22 protein-coding genes are annotated in these 17,364 nt (G+C 72.4%); 14 read left to right on the top strand and 8 right to left on the bottom strand.

All coding sequences use genetic code 11. The features are described 5' to 3' along the window. The 4 genes from DA085_RS21165 to DA085_RS10275 all read left to right on the top strand — a co-directional run. The coding region (locus tag DA085_RS21165) for a hypothetical protein (protein WP_202619179.1) at positions 1 to 366 on the top strand (366 nt) is incomplete at its 5' end. Positions 367 to 475: 109 nt separating this feature from the next. After that, a complete protein-coding gene (locus DA085_RS10285) occupies positions 476 to 1,723 on the top strand; it encodes a hypothetical protein (RefSeq protein WP_109472859.1) in 1,248 nt (415 codons plus the stop codon). Between the two features lie 108 nt (positions 1,724 to 1,831). Further along, positions 1,832 to 2,629, top strand: a complete 798-nt coding sequence (locus DA085_RS10280; protein ID WP_109472858.1) for a crotonase/enoyl-CoA hydratase family protein — start codon at positions 1,832 to 1,834, stop codon at positions 2,627 to 2,629. Between the two features lie 23 nt (positions 2,630 to 2,652). Continuing rightward, the gene (locus DA085_RS10275; protein ID WP_109472857.1) at positions 2,653 to 3,693 is read left to right on the top strand and encodes an NAD-dependent epimerase/dehydratase family protein; all 1,041 of its coding nucleotides are present in this window, start codon (positions 2,653 to 2,655) and stop codon (positions 3,691 to 3,693) included. Between the two features lie 53 nt (positions 3,694 to 3,746). On the opposite strand, the gene DA085_RS10270 is transcribed toward DA085_RS10275, so the two are convergent. Beyond that, a complete protein-coding gene (locus DA085_RS10270) occupies positions 3,747 to 4,559 on the bottom strand; it encodes an MOSC domain-containing protein (protein WP_109472856.1) in 813 nt (270 codons plus the stop codon). Between the two features lie 9 nt (positions 4,560 to 4,568). Beyond that, a complete protein-coding gene (locus tag DA085_RS10265) occupies positions 4,569 to 5,075 on the bottom strand; it encodes a glutathione peroxidase (protein ID WP_109472855.1) in 507 nt (168 codons plus the stop codon). A 233-nt stretch (positions 5,076 to 5,308) separates the two neighbouring features. Between DA085_RS10265 and DA085_RS10260 the strand changes: the two genes are divergently transcribed. The 5 genes from DA085_RS10260 to DA085_RS10240 all read left to right on the top strand — a co-directional run bounded on the left by DA085_RS10260 (position 5,309) and on the right by DA085_RS10240 (position 8,706). Beyond that, entirely contained in the window at positions 5,309 to 6,052 is a 744-nt protein-coding gene (locus tag DA085_RS10260; protein WP_109472854.1) for a class I SAM-dependent methyltransferase, read from the top strand. Between the two features lie 88 nt (positions 6,053 to 6,140). Then, positions 6,141 to 7,160 carry a 6-phosphofructokinase gene (locus DA085_RS10255; protein ID WP_109472853.1) on the top strand — a complete coding sequence of 340 codons (1,020 nt, stop codon included), beginning with the start codon at positions 6,141 to 6,143 and terminating at the stop codon, positions 7,158 to 7,160. Between the two features lie 12 nt (positions 7,161 to 7,172). After that, positions 7,173 to 7,598, top strand: a complete 426-nt coding sequence (locus DA085_RS10250) for a helix-turn-helix domain-containing protein (RefSeq protein ID WP_237565429.1) — start codon at positions 7,173 to 7,175, stop codon at positions 7,596 to 7,598. 25 nt (positions 7,599 to 7,623) lie between these two features. Then, positions 7,624 to 8,181, top strand: coding sequence for a DinB family protein (locus DA085_RS10245; protein WP_109472852.1), 558 nt, complete (start codon positions 7,624 to 7,626; stop codon positions 8,179 to 8,181). Positions 8,182 to 8,283: 102 nt separating this feature from the next. Next, positions 8,284 to 8,706: a VOC family protein gene (locus DA085_RS10240; RefSeq protein WP_109472851.1), complete on the top strand. Its 423-nt coding sequence runs from the start codon at positions 8,284 to 8,286 to the stop codon at positions 8,704 to 8,706. 119 nt (positions 8,707 to 8,825) lie between these two features. Here DA085_RS10240 and DA085_RS10235 read toward each other — a convergent pair whose 3' ends face one another. The 3 genes from DA085_RS10235 to DA085_RS10225 are packed head-to-tail and all read right to left on the bottom strand — an operon-like array spanning position 8,826 to position 11,106. After that, a complete protein-coding gene (locus DA085_RS10235) occupies positions 8,826 to 10,088 on the bottom strand; it encodes an MFS transporter (RefSeq protein WP_109472850.1) in 1,263 nt (420 codons plus the stop codon). Further along, entirely contained in the window at positions 10,085 to 10,711 is a 627-nt protein-coding gene (locus DA085_RS10230) for a MarR family winged helix-turn-helix transcriptional regulator (RefSeq protein ID WP_202619178.1), read from the bottom strand. The genes DA085_RS10235 and DA085_RS10230 overlap by 4 nt, the downstream gene beginning before the upstream one ends. Positions 10,712 to 10,752: 41 nt before the next feature. Beyond that, entirely contained in the window at positions 10,753 to 11,106 is a 354-nt protein-coding gene (locus DA085_RS10225) for a VOC family protein (protein WP_109472849.1), read from the bottom strand. A gap of 141 nt (positions 11,107 to 11,247) precedes the next feature. On the opposite strand from DA085_RS10225, the gene ilvA reads away from it, so the two are divergent. Next, positions 11,248 to 12,498, top strand: a complete 1,251-nt coding sequence (ilvA, locus tag DA085_RS10220) for a threonine ammonia-lyase IlvA (RefSeq protein ID WP_109472848.1) — start codon at positions 11,248 to 11,250, stop codon at positions 12,496 to 12,498. A gap of 9 nt (positions 12,499 to 12,507) precedes the next feature. Here the strand turns inward: ilvA and DA085_RS10215 are convergent, their stop codons facing one another. Both DA085_RS10215 and DA085_RS10210 read right to left on the bottom strand, forming a co-directional pair. Beyond that, positions 12,508 to 13,203 (bottom strand): M50 family metallopeptidase, encoded by a 696-nt coding sequence (locus DA085_RS10215; protein ID WP_109472847.1) that lies wholly within the window; start codon positions 13,201 to 13,203, stop codon positions 12,508 to 12,510. A gap of 43 nt (positions 13,204 to 13,246) precedes the next feature. Next, the gene (locus tag DA085_RS10210) at positions 13,247 to 13,753 is read right to left on the bottom strand and encodes a nucleoside deaminase (RefSeq protein WP_237565428.1); all 507 of its coding nucleotides are present in this window, start codon (positions 13,751 to 13,753) and stop codon (positions 13,247 to 13,249) included. A 91-nt stretch (positions 13,754 to 13,844) separates the two neighbouring features. Between DA085_RS10210 and DA085_RS10205 the strand changes: the two genes are divergently transcribed. The 3 genes from DA085_RS10205 to DA085_RS10195 are packed head-to-tail and all read left to right on the top strand — an operon-like array spanning position 13,845 to position 15,152. After that, positions 13,845 to 14,363, top strand: a complete 519-nt coding sequence (locus DA085_RS10205; RefSeq protein ID WP_161958481.1) for a universal stress protein — start codon at positions 13,845 to 13,847, stop codon at positions 14,361 to 14,363. Positions 14,364 to 14,370: 7 nt separating this feature from the next. Beyond that, complete coding sequence (locus DA085_RS10200) at positions 14,371 to 14,775, top strand: fluoride efflux transporter FluC (protein ID WP_109472844.1); 405 nt, start codon at positions 14,371 to 14,373, stop codon at positions 14,773 to 14,775. Next, positions 14,772 to 15,152: a fluoride efflux transporter FluC gene (locus DA085_RS10195; RefSeq protein ID WP_109472843.1), complete on the top strand. Its 381-nt coding sequence runs from the start codon at positions 14,772 to 14,774 to the stop codon at positions 15,150 to 15,152. The genes DA085_RS10200 and DA085_RS10195 overlap by 4 nt, the downstream gene beginning before the upstream one ends. Here the strand turns inward: DA085_RS10195 and DA085_RS10190 are convergent. After that, positions 15,130 to 16,098, bottom strand: a complete 969-nt coding sequence (locus DA085_RS10190) for an SDR family NAD(P)-dependent oxidoreductase (RefSeq protein WP_109472842.1) — start codon at positions 16,096 to 16,098, stop codon at positions 15,130 to 15,132. The genes DA085_RS10195 and DA085_RS10190 overlap by 23 nt on opposite strands. Before the next feature lie 65 nt (positions 16,099 to 16,163). On the opposite strand from DA085_RS10190, the gene DA085_RS10185 reads away from it, so the two are divergent. After that, positions 16,164 to 17,348 (top strand): zinc-dependent alcohol dehydrogenase, encoded by a 1,185-nt coding sequence (locus tag DA085_RS10185; RefSeq protein ID WP_109472841.1) that lies wholly within the window; start codon positions 16,164 to 16,166, stop codon positions 17,346 to 17,348. Positions 17,349 to 17,364: the final 16 nt, after the last annotated feature.

Raw genomic sequence — 17,364 nt, 5'->3', positions numbered from 1 at the left:
CTCGCCGCGGCCGATGACGACCCCTGGGACACCGAGCAACAGTTCACCAGCTGGGACCAGATCACCCTCACCCACACCCCCCAGAACGGGCGCCGAACCTACCACCCCGACCCCCACACCACCCGCGCCGAACACGACCGCCACCACGCGTCCACCACGACCGACGACACCGACAGCGCATCCAGCACGACCGACGGCACCGACAGCGCATCCAGCGGCCCGGACAACCACGACAGCGACGGGGCCGCAGCCGACACCGAGCACGGTCGGGGCAGCACCGCCCGGGAGCACGACCACACCGACGCCAACAGCGACGGCCCGACCACCCCCTGGACACCCGACCCCGACGCACCACCACCCTTCTGAACCGCTCGACCTCGCTCAAGCTGTCAGGCTCTGCGGCAGAGACGGGCAACAGGTGGTCCTACGAGGCACATTGCGGGCACTCGGCAGCGCCGCTCCGTAGGGTGGCGGTGTGACACCGACGGACGAGACGAGTGAGGGGTCCGGCGGGCCTGACCCCGAGGAGTCCCACGCCCTGGTCAGGAACGCAGCAGAGCAGCTGTACGCAGGAGCGCCGGGTGAGTTCATCGACACTCGGACAGCGCTGGTCAAGTCCGCAAAGGCCCAGGGCGACAAAGACGCGGCGAAAGAGATCGCCGCGTTGCGCAGACCCAGCACCGCAGCGTGGGTGCTCAATCAGCTCGTGCACCGAGGGGACCCGGTGGTCGGCACCCTCGCGGACCTCGGGGCCCGGCTCCGACAGGCCACCGCACACCTGGACGCCCCTGCTCTCGCCCGGATGCGCAAGGAGCGCGACGCCGTCCTTGACGATCTCGTGACCGCCGCAGCAGCGACCGCCAGCGACTCGGGTCAGACGCTGACGGCTGCTGTCAGCGCCGAGGTCCGCGACACGGGCATCGCCGCCCTCGCTGACGAGGCTGCCGAGGCCGTCCTTGCGTCAGGGACCCTGACCCGGGCGCTGAGCTATTCCGGCTTCGGCGAGGTCGACCTTTCGGAGGCTGCGGCCACCACCAGCACGGGTGTGGTCCTGACGTCGATCCGCGGTGGCCGTGCGGCGGCGCAACGGGTAGACCGGGTTGCCGCCGAGGACGAGGGCGCTCCGGACGACAGAGCGGTCGCCGGCGACCGGGCCGATGCCGGGGACGAGGGACCAGAGCGAGAAGCAGGTGTCGAGGACGACGCAGGCACCTCGCCCGAGACTGGCGCCGCAGATGAGGCCGGCGCCGCGGACGAGACTGGCACCGCGGACGAGACTGGCGCCGCAGAGGACGCTGGCACCGATGATGAGGCCGGCGCTGCAGGCGAAGGGGGCGCCGCAGGTCAGGCAGACGCCGAAGACGAGCCCGTTCTCGAGGACGAGGCAGAGGATGGCGCCGACGCCCTGGCGGAAGGCGCTGCCGAGGAGGAGCTCGAACGTCGCCGTGCCCAGGCCGAGGAAGCAGTGGCGACGGCACAGAAGGAGATCGGTCGGCGTCGCGCTGCGGTCGATGCAGCGCGCAACCGGTCTGACGCCACCCGACAGCGGATCCAGAAGCTGGAGGACCAGCTGGCTCGGGCTCGCGCCGAGGACGACGATGCACTGGAGAAACTCACCGAAGCAGTCAGCGCTGCCAAACGTGCCGCTTCCACCCTCTCGGAGGCCGAGAATCACCTGGCCACCCTGCGGGGCAACCGGGATGACGCCGGCGGAGACAGTTAGGCGTGTGCACGCTCACCAGTGAGCCACGCCTCTCCGCTCCAGGCAGCGTCGCTCGAGACCTGGTCGCCGAGGCCGTGATCACGCAGGGCGATGCCTCAGGATGAGGACATGAGCGCGCACCTCACCTGCCGGATCGACGGTCCGATCGCCCGCGTCAGTCTGAACCGCCCGGACAAGCTGAACGCCCTCACACTGGACATGCTGAGCGACCTGGCAGCGGCCGCCCGCAGCCTCCGCGGCCGGCGAGAGGTGCGGGCGGTCGTCCTCACCGGCGAGGGCGAGTCCTTCTCCGCCGGCCTGGACTTCGCCACCACCCTCGCTGACCGCCCCGGCCTGGTCCGCGCCTTCCTACCGCGTCCGTGGAGGGGGACGAACACCTTCCAGGAGGCGGTGTACGGATTCCGTCGGCTGCCCGTCCCGGTGATCGCCGCGGTGCGCGGCAACTGCCTGGGCGGCGGCCTGCAGCTCGCCCTCGGTGCCGATTTCCGGTTCACCACCGCCGACGCCCGGTGGTCCGTGCTCGAGGGCAAGTGGGGGCTGATCCCCGACATGGCCGGCATCTGCCTGCTCGCCGACCAGATCGGGATGGCCGAGGCCAAGCGTCTGACCATGACCGCGCAGATCATCGACGGGATCGAGGCGGAGCGCGTGGGCCTGGCGACCGTTGCCGCAGACCCCCTCATCGCAGCCGAGGAGCTGGCCGCGCAGTTGCTGACCCGCTCCCCGGATGCACTGGCCGCCACCAAGCGTCTGTTCGAGGGGAGCTGGAACTCCGGCCACCGCGCGACCTTCGCCCGTGAACGTCGCGAGCAGCTGCGACTGCTGGCACTGCCGAACACCGCCCGAGCCCGGCGGGCGGCGTTCGGCGGGGAACACGCCGAGTTCGAGGACCGCGCGCGCAGGTAGCGCGACTGGGTCAGGATGGAGGCGTGAAGTTCCTGATCTTCGGCGGCAGCGTCTTCCTCTCCCGGCACGTCGCGGAGGTGGCTCTTGCGCGCGGACACAAGGTCGTCTGCCTCTCCCGCGGCGACAGCGGTGCGCCACCCAAGGGCGCACACCACATCGTGGCCGACCGGTCGGAGGAGACCGATCCCCGGGCCGGCACCTGGACCGGGCTGGCGTCGCACGAGTGGGACGCAGTGATCGACGTCGCACGCACCCCGTCGTGGGTGGAGACCGCCCTGGCCGCCCTGAAGGGCCAGGTCGCTCACTGGACGTTCGTGTCCACCATCAACGTCTACTCCGACCTCTCGGTCGCCGGCGGCACCCCGAAGGACACCCCGCTCCACGAGCCCGCACCGGGTGACCTGGACGACAGTGGCGACTCCACGGCATACGGACGCAACAAGGTCGCCTGTGAGCAGGCCGTCCAGCGGGAGATGGAGGGACGCTGCCTGATCGCCCGGCCGGGGCTGATCGCCGGCCCGGGCGACCCGAGCGGGCGTTACACCTACTGGCCCGAGCGGCTCTCCCGCGGCGGACGGGTGCTGGTCCCTGAGCCCGCCGATGCGCCGACGCAGCTGATCGATGTGCGCGACCTCGCCGAGTGGCTGGTGACGAAGGCCGAGGAACGGGCGACCGGCACCTTCGACACGGTGCGGCCGGCGATGCCGTTCCACCAGTTCCTCGAGGAGACCGCTGCGGCCGTCGCCGAGCTGGCGCCAGACGGCAGGGAGGACGCGCCGCCGGTGCGGTTCGTCTGGGCCGACCCCGATGAGCTGCTGGCCCTCGACGTCCGCCCCTGGAGCGGGCCACGCTCGCTGCCGCTGTGGCTCCCCGACCCGGAGTATGCCGGGATGCGGGCGCGCGATGTGAGCGCCACCCTGGCAGCGGGGCTGGCTCTGCGACCCCTCGCAGAGACCGCCCGGGACACGCTGCGGTGGATCTCGGAGGGGTCCGGCACCCGCAAGGCCGGGTTGACCTGGTCGGAGGAGCAGGACGTGCTCTCCTCGCTCAACGACCCGGTCTGACCTCGTCCCCTACGCGGCTCAACGACCCGGTCTGACCTCGTCCCCCACGCGGCTCAACGACCTGGTCTGACCTCGTCCCCCACGCGCAGCACCCCGGTGCCCAGGGGGATCAGGCGGGTGCCGAACCAGGTCTTGCCGTCCCACTTGCGGTGCCTGGCGAGCGTGGCGATCGGCTCCCTGCCGGTCGTCAGCGTCTCGGGGTGGATCTGGGTGATGACGCACCGGTCGCAGGGCTCGCCCAGCCGGAACTCCACCTCGCCCAGCCACACGGTCGGCCAGCCGTCCTCGGCGAACGGCTCGGCGCCGTCGATGACGACGTTGGGCCGGAAGCGGGTCATGCTGACCGCCTCGTCCTCGCCTGCCCACTCCGGCCCGACCCACTCTCGCAGCTGCGCGAGCGAGGTCCAGGTGGTCAGCAGCAGCGGGCCGGCGTCCGCGAGGGAGAGGACGTCGCCGTCCTGACCGCCGTGGGCCCCCGAGACGCGCCGCACGGTCGGGTCCTCCTGCCAGACCAGCCGGAGCGGACGTCCCACCCGTTCCTGGATCCACCAGTTGACGTCCTCATCCGCCGGGTTGGCGAAGCCCTGTCGGGAGTGGCTGACCGGCACCGGGCCGAGCCCGAGCGGGGTGTCCACCAGGATGCTGTCGCCGTCGCGGTCGTGGATCCGGATGGTGTCCTCGTCGATCTGCTCCGCCCGGAGCCCGAGCAGCGCGTGCTCCTCCCGCGCCGTGACCTTCTCACCGGCCTCGTCGACCAGCCCCCACCGGCGGTCGCCAGCCAGCCCCCAGGGCTCGACGGGCACCTCGTCAACCGGGTCCCCGGCAAGGGACTTGACGGGATAGATCCGCAGGTCGGTGACGCGCACAGGCGCTCCTCAGTCGGTCTGTTCCTGCGCTGCCGGGAGGACCGCCTCGATGGCTGCGACGACCTCGTCGGACTCCGGCTCGGTGCGCGACCGGAAGCGCGCCACCGGCTCCCCCGCGGGGCCGATGAGCCACTTCTCGAAGTTCCACCCGACCTCGCCGGCGACGCCCTCCGCGTCCTGGACCCGGGTGAGCTCGGTGAACAGCGGGTGCTGCCCCTCGCCGTTGACCTCGACCTTGTCCATCATCGGGAACGAGACACCGTAGGTGGTTGAGCAGAACGTCTGGATCTCCTCGGCGGTGCCCGGCTCCTGCCTGCCGAACTGGTTGCACGGGAGGCCGATCACGGTCAGCCCGCGCTCGGCATACTCCTGCTGCAGCCGCTCCAGGCCCTCGTACTGCGGGGTCAGGCCACAGCGGGAGGCGACGTTCACCAGCAGCAGGGCACGGCCGGCATGCTCACCCAGGGTGGTGGGTCGGCCGTCAAGGGTCGTCAGGGGGATGTCGTAGAGGCTCACCCTGGTCACGATACGTCGAGGGTGCGGGCGCAGGCACGCCGCCGGGGCGCGGCGGCAGCACCGCCGCGGTGTGAGGGAAGGCAACCACCCAGGTGCGGGAGCAAGCACTATGCCGGGGTGCGGGGGCCAGCCAGCGTCTTCCCTGCTCCGGCTCGCGATGGCAGGCTTCCGTGCAGCACCGCGCTGGGCGAAATCCTGTGGCCCGCAGTCCGGCCCGTGCCTAGGGTCGAGCCGTGGACGCGGCGGACTTCTACACCGGCATCGTGGTCGAGGGCTATGCCCTGCTGAAGTCGACCGACTTCCCGGCCGACCGCTATGCCGACCTCATCGTGTCCTCGGGGCAACCAGCACTCGAGCTGGGCTGCGGCGACGGGGACCCGCTGCTGGAGCTGCGTCGGCGCGGGCTCGACGTCGAGGGCGTCGACGCCTCCGCCGACATGCTGGCCCGGTGCGCGGAGCGTGCCGCCGAGGCCGGGCTGGAGGTCGTCACCCACCACCAGCGGATGGAGGAGCTGTCGCTGGGGCGCCCCTTCCGCACGATCTTCCTGGCGGGACCCACCTTCAACCTGCTTCCCGACGACGACCTTGCCCTGCGTGCCCTGGTGCGCCTCCGCGAGCACCTCACCGAGGACGGGACCGCGCTGGTGCCGCTGTGGATCCCGCCGCCCTCGCCGCCGGAGTCGCTCGGGGTGGCCCGTGAGGCGGTCGCAGAGGACGGCAGCACTCTCACCTTCACCGCCCTGGCCGAGGACTACGACCCCTCCGGTCGGACCAGGACGACCCGCACCAGCTACGCCAGGCACACGTCCGCAGGCACCGAGACGGCCGACCGCGACTGGGTCATCCACTGGCACAGCCCGGAGTCCTTCGGCGAGCTGGCCGAGGCGGCGGGCCTGCGCATCGTCACGATGACCGACCCGCACGGTGAGCCGGTCAGTGGCGACGAGGAGGAGTTCCTCGTCACCCTGACCCGCTGACCCCGCGTCACCGTCCGCGGGTCGCCTCGCCACCCCAGCACGGACCCGGGGTTGGATCGCTCGGACCGGACCCGACAGACTGTGCCCCGTGAAGATCGGCATCCTGACCAGCGGGGGCGACTGCCCGGGACTCAACGCGGTCATCCGCGGCATCGTGCTCAAGGGCGACAAGGTCTACGAGCACTCGTTCGTCGGCATCCGCGACGGTTACCGGGGGCTGGTCGAGGACGACGTCTTCACCCTCCCGCGCAAGCAGGTTCGTGGCCTGTCCAAGCAGGGTGGCACGATCCTGGGCACCTCGCGCACGGGCCCGTTCGAGCACGGCGGCTCCGACCGGGTCAAGGAGGTGATGGACAAGCACGAGATGGACGCCTTCATTGCCATCGGTGGTGAGGGCACGCTGACCGTCGCGCGGATGCTGCACGACGAGGGGGTGCCCGTCATCGGTGTGCCCAAGACCATCGACAACGACCTGTCCGCCACCGACGTCACCTTCGGCTTCGAGACGGCCGTCGCCATCGCCACGGAGTCGATCGACCGCCTGCGCACGACCGCGGAGTCGCACCACCGCTGCATGGTCGTGGAGGTGATGGGCCGGCACGCCGGGTGGATCGCCCTGAACGCCGGGGTCGCCAGCGGCGCCCACGCCATCCTGATCCCCGAGGTGCCGGTCACCATCGACCAGGTGGCCACCTGGGTGCAGGCCACGGTCCACCGTGGACGCGCCCCGGTCGTCGTGGTCGCCGAGGGGTTCCGCCTGGCCGGCGAGGACGTCTCGGCCAAGCACGGTGTCGACCACATGGGTCGGCCCCGGCTCGGTGGCATCGCCGAGCAGCTGACCCCGGTGATCGAGGAGCTGACCGGCATCGAGACCCGGAGTATGACGCTGGGTCACCTGCAGCGCGGCGGTGTCCCCACCTCCTATGACCGGGTCCTGGCCACCCGCTTCGGGACGGCGGCGATCGACGCCGTGCACCGCAAGGAGTGGGGCACGATGGTCGCCCTGCGCGGCATCGACATCGTCTCGGTGAAGCTGGCGGAGGCTACGAGTGAGCTCAAGACCGTGCCCCGGCACCGTTGGGACGAGGCCGCCATCCTCTTCGGGTGAGCGGCGGCGGACGTGGGCGCGGCGACCGAGGACCAGAACCGCAGGATGCTGCGGGCCCGGGACGTGATGGACCGGCAGTATGCCGAGGAGCTGGACATCCCGTCCCTCGCCTCGGTGGCACTCGTCTCGGAATCGCACTTCATCCGCAGCTTCCGCGCGGTGTTCGGGGAGACCCCGCACCGCTACCTGCAGCGACGCCGGGTCGAACGGGCCATGTTCCTGCTGCGCAGCACCGCGCGCCCGGTCACCGAGATCTGCTTCGAGGTCGGGTTCTCCAGCCTGGGCACGTTCAGCCGCACCTTCAGCGCGATCGTCGGCGAGAGTCCGAGCGCCTACCGCCGGCGGGGGCCGCTGCCTGCCGTTCCGTCGTGCTTCGCGATGCGCTGGGCGAGGCCCTCCGAGCACCGTCAGTCCGAGACGAAACCGGCTGGATCCTGACCTCGTCGCCCCGTACGTTCGGACCATGACCACGGCGACACCGAACTCTCCGGCCCCGACCCAGCGGGTGTCCCCGCCCCGGCAGGGCGACGAGGCCACCCTGTTGCGGGCCTACGTCGCTTTCCTGCGCGACTCGCTGCGGCTGAAGGCCGAGGGGCTCACGGCCGAGCAGCTGAACACGCGCCACGAGCCCTCCGAGCTCACGATCGGTGGGCTGCTCAAGCACCTGGCGTTCGTCGAGCACTGGTGGTTCTCCTGCGTCCTGCGCGGTGCGGAGTTCGGCGAGCCCTGGGCCTCGGTGGACTGGGACGCCGACGAGGACTGGGACTACCACAGCGCCGCGGACGACGACCCCGTCGAGCTGTTCGCCCTGTTCGACGCCACCATCGCCGAGTCGGACCGGATCACCGAGCAGGTCCTGGCCACCGCCGAGGGTCTCGACACCCTCGCCCAGCGCCACCCGCGGGACGAGGACCCGGTCAGCCTGCGCTACATCCTGCTGCACATGGTGGAGGAGTACGGCCGGCACGCCGGCCACGCCGACCTCATCCGGGAGTCCATCGACGGGTCCACGGGCGAGTGACGCCCACCGGCACCCGAGCGCTCGGCCGCCCCCGCGGCATACCGACGAAGACAGCGTTTTTGGAGAAGCAGGAGCATCCGCCGCAGCCCTAGTGTCGTGCCCATGATCAAGAACCTGACGATTTCCCAGATCTTCGTGACCGACCAGGACGAGGCGCTCGACTTCTATGTCAACACTCTCGGGCTGGAGCCCGGCAACGACCTGGACTTCGGGCCGATGCGGTGGCTCACGGTCCGGGTGCCGGGCACCGACCGCGAGATCCTCCTCGAGAAGCCGGGTCCGCCCGGCTACGACCCCGAGACCGCCGAGGCGGTGCGGGGCATGGTCACCAAGGGGGCGGGTGGAGGCACCCTGTTCTTCACCACCGACGACGCCCGTGCGGCGCACGCCGCGCTCCGCGCCAAGGGCGTGGACCTGCCCGAGGAGCCGACCGAGCAGCCGTACGGGATCGACTTCGGCTTCCGGGACCCCTCCGGCAACCACATCCGCCTGAACCAGCCGCACGTGGCGGCCGGCCAGGGCTGAGGACCGGGCGCAGGCCTGCCATGGGGTGGGTCGCCCGCCACGGGATGGTTCGCGCGCCGCGGGGGGTCGAGCGCCACGGCCGGCTGGTCTCAGGAGGCGCCGGCCGTGGCGCACCGGCCTCAGCCGGTCCTGACCGACGGGTCGGGCGCCGCGTCCGCGTGGATGCTGAAGGTCCGCAGCGGGCGGTTCCGCAGGGCGATCCACCCCACCACCGCGGCGCAGGCCAGACCGCCGGTGGCCAGGGCGACCGGTGCCGAGGTGAGGCCCGCGACGATGCCGGCGCGGAAGTTGCCCACGTCGGGCCCCGCCACACCCACGACGTGGTCGACCGCCGAGACGCGGCCCCGGTGGCTGTCCGGCGTGGCCAGCTGGATCATCAGGCCCCGCGAGGTCACGGACACGGTGTCGGCAGCTCCGGCCACGACCAGCACCGCCAGCGCGAGCCAGAGCGGTCCGGCGAGGCCGAAGACCGCCAGGGCCACGCCCCAGACGGCCGCGGCCGCGAGCTGGATGCGGCCCGGCCGATCCGCTCGGGTGACGAGCCCGGAGAACAGGCCGGCCGACATACCGCCGACCGCGATGCAGGACAGGAACAGGCCCAGCGTCTCCGGGTCGCCACCGAAGCGCACCTCGTTGACCAGGGGGAACAGGGCGACGGGCATCGAGAGCAGGGTGGCCGCGAGGTCGCTGGCGAAGGATCCCCGCAGGACGGGCCGCTGCAGGACATAGCTGAACCCGGCCACCGTCGAGCGCAGGCCCGGGCGCGTGCCAGCACCCTCGGGTGGCATCGAGGGCAACCGGACGACGCCGTACAGCGAGAGCGCGACCAGGCTCGCGAAGGTGAGGTAGCACGCCCCGACGCCCCACCGGCCGATGATCAGGCCGCCGAGGGCCGGGCCGATCAGCATCGCCCCCTGGAAGGTCAGCAGCTGCAGCGCGATGCCGGCGCCGACCTGCTCGGGGCCGAGCAGCCGGGGGATGAACGTGCGGCGGGCCGGTGCCCCGACCGCGCTGGCCGCGCCCTGGGCCGAGACCAGGGCCAGCACGAGCCAGAGGGACTCGGCACCTGCGGCCGCCTGGGCGGCCAGTCCCAGCCCTGCCAGCGCCTGCCCGACCGTGGCCCAGCGCACCAGGCTGCGACGGTCCACCGCGTCGGCGAGCGTGCCGCCGACCATCCCGAAGACGACGAGCGGGACGGCGTTGGCCAGGCCGATCGCACCGGTCCAGAACGGGTTGTGGGTCATGTCCCAGACCTGGAAGAGGACCGCCACGACCGCGATCTGGCCGCCCAGCGCACCCAGCATGCTGCTGCCCCAGAGCCGGCGGAACGGCGGGCTCGCGCGCAGCGGCCGCAGGTCGAGCAGGCCCCTGCTCAGCGTCACGAGGTTGCCCTGGGGCCGCTGTATGCCCAGTGGTCGCCGCCGCTGTGCGGCTCCCCCGGGCTGGGGGGTCCGGCGGAGGCCTGGTCACCCGGCGGCAGGTGCGCCAAGATGCGTTCGAGGAAGGGCTTCTCGTCTAGGTGGGCGCGCAGGGTCGCTGCGAACTCCGCGAGCGACACCGGCAGGGCGGCATCCAGCTCTGCGGCGGCGGCCTCGGTCGCCCGCCACTCCGCCTCCAGGAACGGCACGAGGTCACGGGCCCGCTGCGTCAGCTCGACCACCCGGGTCCGGGCGTCCGGGCCGGGCACGGTCCTGACCAGTCCCTCGGTCCGCAGGGCCGAGACCGTCTGGCTGACCGCCGAGTGCGTCAGCTCCAGGCTCTCCGCGAGCGCCTTGATCGTGAGTGGTCCGGTGTGCGCCAGCCGGATCAGCGGATACGCGAAGCGCGGACGCAGTCTCTCGATGCCGCGCTCGGCGTACAGGGCGACGATGCCACTCTCCATGAGCTCCTGCACCTCACGCAGCGGTCGCCAGTAGCCACCGGTCGTGGGGTCCGACGTCGTCGGGTCCGGCACCCCAGGATCAGGCCCCACGGGATCAGCGGGCTCAGGGGTGGAAATCGTCACAGCGCTAATATAACAGCACTATTGCATTGCGCGACCAGCAGTCACGAGACGCAGAGGCAGAACGGGTGCCCGGCCGGGTCGAGGAAGACCCGGAAGGTCTCGCCCGGCTGGTGCTCGTGTCTCGTCGCCCCGAGGGCCAGGACAGCGGCCTCGCCCTCGTCGAGGTCGTCCACGATGACATCCAGGTGCATCTGCTGCGGGACCTGCTGGGCGGGCCACACGGGTGGCGTGTAGTCCGCCACCTTCTGGAACGAGATGCACTGACCGTCTGCGCGGATCTCCGCCCAGCCCTCGGACTGCTCGACCTTCCAGTCGAGCATGGTGCCGTAGAACCGGGCCAGTTCTCCGGGCTCGGGACAGTCGATGACGAATCCGGGAAAGCGTGCGATAGCCATGGCCCGAGGCTAGGGCCGATCCCGGACGCTCGGCATCCGGAACCCTCGGCGTCTTCTCACCCGAGGGCGCCGCGATAGTCTCGCGCCCATGGCAACGGCACCCGGTCCCACCCGCTACGCGTGTGTCCGGCGGCAGGACTGATGGGCGCACCGACCGTCACTGCCGCGGACGTCGACGAGGCGGCCGAGCGGCTCAAGGGCCTGGTCAGCATCACGCCCCTCACGAGGAGCCGCCGCCTCTCGGAGGCGACCGGCGCCAAGGTGCTGCTCAAGCGCGAGGACCTGCAGCCGGTCCGGTCCTACAAGAACCGGGGGGCGATCAACCTCATCTCCCAGCTCGACGAGCAGACCCGGGCCCAGGGCGTGGTCTGCGCGAGTGCTGGCAACCACGCGCAGGGGGTGGCGTTCGCGTGCTCGAGCCTGGAGGTGCCGGCGCGGATCTTCCTGCCCCGCACCACACCCCGGCAGAAGCGTGACCGGGTGGCCGCCATCGGCGGCGAGTTCGTGGAGATCGTGGTCGCCGGCTCGACCTATGACGCCGCGGCCGAGGCTGCCGCCGAGGATGCGGCACGCACCGGGGCGACCCTCGTCCCCGCGTTCGACCACCCGATGACCATCGCCGGACAGGGCACGGTCACGCGGGAGATCGTCGGGGTCCTGGGGCACGCCCCGGACGTCCTGGTCGTCCCCGTCGGCGGTGGTGGCCTGCTCGCCGGTGGCCTGGCCTGGCTGCGGGCCCAGTCCCCGGACAGCCGGGTCGTCGGGGTGGAGCCGGCCGGTGCGGCGAGCATGGCGGCCGCGCTCGCCGCGGGTGGACCGGTCACCCTCGAGCACATCGACCCGTTCGTCGACGGGGCTGCGGTGCGTCGGGTCGGGGCGGCCACCTTCCCGCTGGTGCGGGACGGCGGCGCCGAGCTGGTCAGCGTGCCGGAGGGCCGGGTCTGCGTCGAGATGCTCGCGATGTACCAGACCGAGGGGATCATCACCGAGCCCGCCGGCGCCCTGGCCGCGGCGGCGCTGCCGAGCCTCGGCATACAGCCGGGTCAGACGGTCGTCGTGGTGGTCTCCGGCGGCAACAACGACGTCCTGCGCTACGCGGAGATCGTGGAGCGGGCCCTGGTCCACGAGGGCCGCAAGCACTACTTCCTGGTGGACTTCCCACAGGAGCCGGGGGCGCTGCGCGGGTTCCTGCACGACGTGCTCGGGCCGGACGACGACATCGCGCTGTTCGAGTACACCAAGCGCAACAACCGCGAGACGGGCCCGGCCCTGGTCGGCATCGAGCTCGGCTCGCCCGAGGACCTGCAGCCGCTGCTGGACCGGATGGCGGCGAGCCCGATCGAGGTCGAGCCGATCCCTCCGGACAGCCCCCTCTTCCGTTTCATCCTGTAGCCCGGGGGGTCACCCGAGGAGCCGGACCGCCCCCACCAGGAGGCACGCGGCGCAGACCGCCCAGAACAGCCCGATCCACAGGACGGCCGGTATGCGGGTCAGCCGGCTCAGCTGGTCGGCGTCCGACTGCCGCGCCGCACCCCGGCGCCGCAGCCGCTGCAGCTCCACCACCGAGCGGGGTGCCGCCAGCAGCAGGGACCAGACCAGCAGGTGGGCGACCCACGACGCCACCTGGCCCGGCAGCACCCACGACGCGCCGCCCACCGCCGCGCCGGCGATGACGAGCACCCACAGTCCGTAGAAGTTGCGGATCTGCACCAGCATGAGGGCGCACAGCAGCACCAGCCCCCAGAGGAGCGCCACGGCATACTGCCGCTCCAGGACGAGCGCCCCGGCGAGCCCGAGGAGGGCCGGGGCCGGGTAGCCGGCAGCCACGGTGGCGACCATCCCCGGTCCCCGCGGCCGACCGCGGCTGACGGTGACCCCCGAGGTGTCCGCGTGCAACCGGATGCCGCGTAGCTGCCGTCCGGTCAGGACGGCGACGGTGGCGTGGCCGGCCTCGTGGACGATCGTCACGCCGTGCCGGACCAGGCGGTAGCCGGTCGGTGACCACGTGACGGCGAGCGCCACGGCAGCGAGGACCAGGGCTCCGGTCAGCGACGGACCGGGTTGGGTGGACGTCGCCGCGTCCCAGAGCTCACGCACGCTGTGAGTGAATCACGCAGGGGTGCGCACCGGCTGGGAGCGGTCAGTACTCGGTGCGGTCGGCCTTGGCCAGCCAGGCGCGGAAGACGTCCTCCGCGCCGGGGACCTCGAGCCGACGGAACGGCAGCGACCGACCCTCGGGGTCCAGTCCGATCTCGTCATAGATGGTGGCGTCGCTGAACCCGGCGGCGGCCGCGTCGTGCCGGGTGGCGGCGTAGTAGAGCGCGGCCGGGCGCGCCCAGTAGACGGCCCCAAGGCACATCGGGCAGGGCTCGCAGGAGGCATAGACGACCGCACCGGTCAGCTGGAAGGTCCCCAGGCGCTCGCAGGCCGCCCGGATCGCCGTCACCTCGGCGTGCGCCGTCGGGTCGTTGGTCCCGATCACCCGGTTCCAGCCCCGGCCGATCACCTCGCCGTCGCGCACCACCAGGGCACCGAAGGGCCCGCCGTCGCCGGTGGCCACGCCCTGTCGCGCGAGCTCCACGGCCTGCCGGAGATAGCCGGCGTGCTCGGCACCGGGAGGAGCGGGTTCGGTGGGCGGGAGAGTCACGGGCCCACCGTAGCGGAGACGAATCGCGGCCGGCAGTACGTGCGGACGGGCCGCGATCGCGACAAGATGGAGGGGACACCAGGAGGTTCTCGTGACAGACAGCACCCCCGCTGCCCCGTCCCACTGGCCGGCGCAGCGTCCGGAACGGATCATCGTCGTCGGCGTCGACGCCGAGCAGCGACCCGAGATCGTGACCGAGGTGGCCAGGCTGGCGACCACGATGTCCGCCGGGCTGGTGTGCGCCTGGGTCGACTCGACCCAGGTGATCTATGGCGCCAGCCTCGACGGCACCCGACTGATCACGCCGCTGGACCCCGACCAGGCCGCGGGCACCAGCGAGGCCGTGCGGGAGCGGGTCCACCAGCACATCGCCGGCGTGCTCGGCGGCACCGACGTGCCCTGGCGGCTGGAGACCGCGGTCGGTGACATCGCCTCGGGGCTGACCGAGGTGGCCGAGGAGTGGGACGCCGACCTCATCGCCGTCGGTGGCCGCCGTCCCGGCTTCGGCGGGTGGATGAACGAGGTCATCGGTGGCTCCATCGCCGGTCACCTCGTGCACACCCAGCACCGCCCGGTGCTCGTCATCCCGGGCACCGGCACGCACGACTGACCGCCCGGTGCGTCCCACGCCCGCCCTCGTCCTGGCGGTGGCCCTGGGTGGTGCGGTCGGCACCACCGGCCGGTATGCCGTCACGCAGCTGATCGGCAGCGCTCCCCTCCTGCCCTGGGCCACCCTGGTGGTCAACGTGACCGGCGCCTTCCTGCTCGGGCTGCTCCTGGAGCGTCTGGCTCGTGTGGGTGCCGAGACCCCGCGCCGCCGGCTGGCGCGCCTCGGACTGGGCACGGGCGCGCTCGGAGGGTTCACCACGTACTCGGCGCTCGCGCTCGAGGTGCACGACCTGGTGGCCGCGTCGGAGGTCTGGCTCGCGGCCGGTTACGGGATCGGCACGGTGTGCGCGGGGCTCCTGGCGTGCCTCACCGGGGTCGCGCTGGGCGCGCGCCGGGACGGCGCCCGCGCATGACGCTCACCCCCGGAGAGGTGCTCGTGCTCGCGGTCCTCGGCGGTGTCGGCGCCGCCGCCCGCTACCTGGTCGATGACCTGGTGAACCGGTGGTGGGCGCGCGGGTTCCCGCTGGCCACCCTGTGCATCAACGTGTCGGGGTCGTTCCTCATCGGTCTCCTGGCGGTGACCGTCGGCCCGGGGTCGTCGGGGACGTATGCCGTGTGGGCCACCGGGTTCTGTGGCGGTTACACGACCTTCTCCACGGCCACCGTCGAGGCGGTCCGGCTCGCGCGGGAGGGGGCGGTGCGCCAGGCCGTGGTGGCTGCCGGCGGCACCCTCGTGCTGTGCGTCGCGGCGGTGGCGCTCGGCGTCCTCACCGGCCGGTTGCTCGGCTGACCCCGCGCTGGTTGAGCCGGCGTGCGGCACGCGACCCGAGCGCCGTCAGGACCGCGACCGTGCGGGACGCCAGGGGCGACAGGTCCCGGCGGGCGTCCCGGCCGGTCCTCGCGCGGTGCGCGTCCCGGTCGGCCGCCGGGTCGGGCAGCAGGCGGTTCATCACCCCGAGGAGCCGCACGGTGCTCGACGGCGCGAGCCCGTGCACGCGGGTGCCGACCTTGGCCATCGGCGTGAGCACGACGTGGGGCCGGCCGGACAGCACCCCGTCGACGATCTTGCGGGCCGCCCGCTCGGCCGACATGGTGAGCAGCGGCAACGACGCGGCCGGTCCGAACCAGGCGTACTCCGCCTGCTGGCTGCCCGTGAAGTGGGCCCGCTCGTGGGAGCCGGTGCGCATCAGCCCGGGGACGATCGTGGTCGAGGTGATGCCGGTGCCCGCCAGGTCGGCGGCCAGCCCCTCCGCGAAGCCGACGGCCCCGAACTTGGCCACCGAGTACGGCAGCAGGTGCGGCGCCGACACCTTGCCCCCGATGGAGGTGACCGTGCCGATGCGCCCCCGGCCGCGCGCCCGCATACCGGGGAGGACGGCGTTGGCGAGGCGCACCGGCCCCCACAGCATGGTGTCCACCGCGTCCCGGTAGTGCTGGTCGGTCATCGACGACGCCGGCCCGACCTGGATGACACCCGCCACGCTCACCAGCACATCGATCGGACCCTGCCGCTCCTCCACCCGCCTCACCAGCGCCGAGATCTGCTCCGGCTCGCGGACGTCGCAGACGGCGGCCTCGACCGGCCCGTGCGCGGACAGCAGGGAGACGGCACGGTCCAGGTCGGCGGCGCTCCGGGCACAGACGGTGACCCGGTGGCCGCGGTCCAGCAGCTCGCGCGCGATGAGCAGCCCCAGGCCGCGGGATCCTCCCGCGACGAGGGCGACCGGTGCGTCCATCCCTCGACGGTAGGTCCCACGGATTCGCCGCGCACTCCGATCCGGTGGGACCTAGCGTCGGGAGCATGAGGGCACTGACCTGGCAGGGGCTCGGCGACGTCGCGGTGCAGGACGTGCCCGACCCGAGGATCGAGCAGCCCACGGATGCGGTGGTGCGGGTCACCTCGACCGCGATCTGCGGGTCGGACCTGCACCTGTACGACGTGCTCGCCCCCTACCTGCGGCCCGGTGACGTCCTCGGCCACGAGTTCATGGGGATCGTCGAGGAGGTCGGTCCGGAGGTGGGCCGACTCGAGGTCGGCGACCGCGTCGTCGTGCCGTTCACCATCTCGTGCGGCACGTGCTGGATGTGCAGCCGAGGCCTGTTCGCCCACTGCGAGACCACGCAGGTGCGGGAGCAGGGCAAGGGCGCGGCCCTGTTCGGCTACAGCTCCCTGTACGGCTCGGTCCCGGGCGGGCAGGCCGAGTACGTCCGGGTCCCCCACGCGGACTTCGGGCCGGTCTGGCTCGAGCAGGACCACCCGGACGAGCGTTACCTCTATCTCTCGGACATCCTCCCGACCGCCTGGCAGGGCGTGCAGTATGCCGAGGTGCCGGCCGGTGGGACGCTCGCCGTCATCGGGCTCGGGCCGGTCGGGCAGCTGGCGGTGCGGGTGGCCCATCACCTCGGGATCGAGCGGGTGATCGGCGTGGACCTGGTCGACGAGCGGCTGGCGCTGGCCGGGGAGCACGGGGCCGAGGTGGTGGACCGGCGGGCCGTCGACGACGTGGCGGACACGCTCCGGGAGCTGACGCAGGGCCGCGGCCCCGACGGTGTGCTGGACGCCGTCGGCATGGAGGCCCACGGCAACCCGGTGGCCGAAGTCGTGATCGGGGCGGCCGCCCGTGCCCCGAAGGCGCTGGCCCGCAAGAGCATCGAGAGCTTCGGCATCGACCGGCTCGAGGTGCTGCACACCAGCATCGACGCGGTGCGCCGCGGTGGGACCGTCTCGCTGTCCGGTGTCTACGGGGGCATGGCCGACCCGATGCCGATGATGCAGCTCTTCGACAAGGGGGTGCAGCTGCGCATGGGGCAGTGCCACGTCCGGCACTGGACCCCCGAGCTGCACCGGCTGCTGGCAGGCGCGGACGACGTCCTGGGTCTGGAGTCCCTGGCCACTCACCACCTGCCGCTGGAGGAGGCGCCGGAGGCCTACCGGATGTTCCGGGACAAGACCGACGGCTGCGTCAAGGTCGTCCTGCGACCCTGACCCGGGCGTGGGGCGG

Origin of the sequence: Ornithinimicrobium cavernae (assembly GCF_003121625.1) — a bacterium.
Classification (GTDB): Bacteria; Actinomycetota; Actinomycetes; order Actinomycetales; family Dermatophilaceae; genus Ornithinicoccus; species Ornithinicoccus cavernae.
The sequence above is the reverse complement of the archived record's forward strand: the minus strand, read 5'-3'. Positions and strand labels throughout refer to the sequence as shown.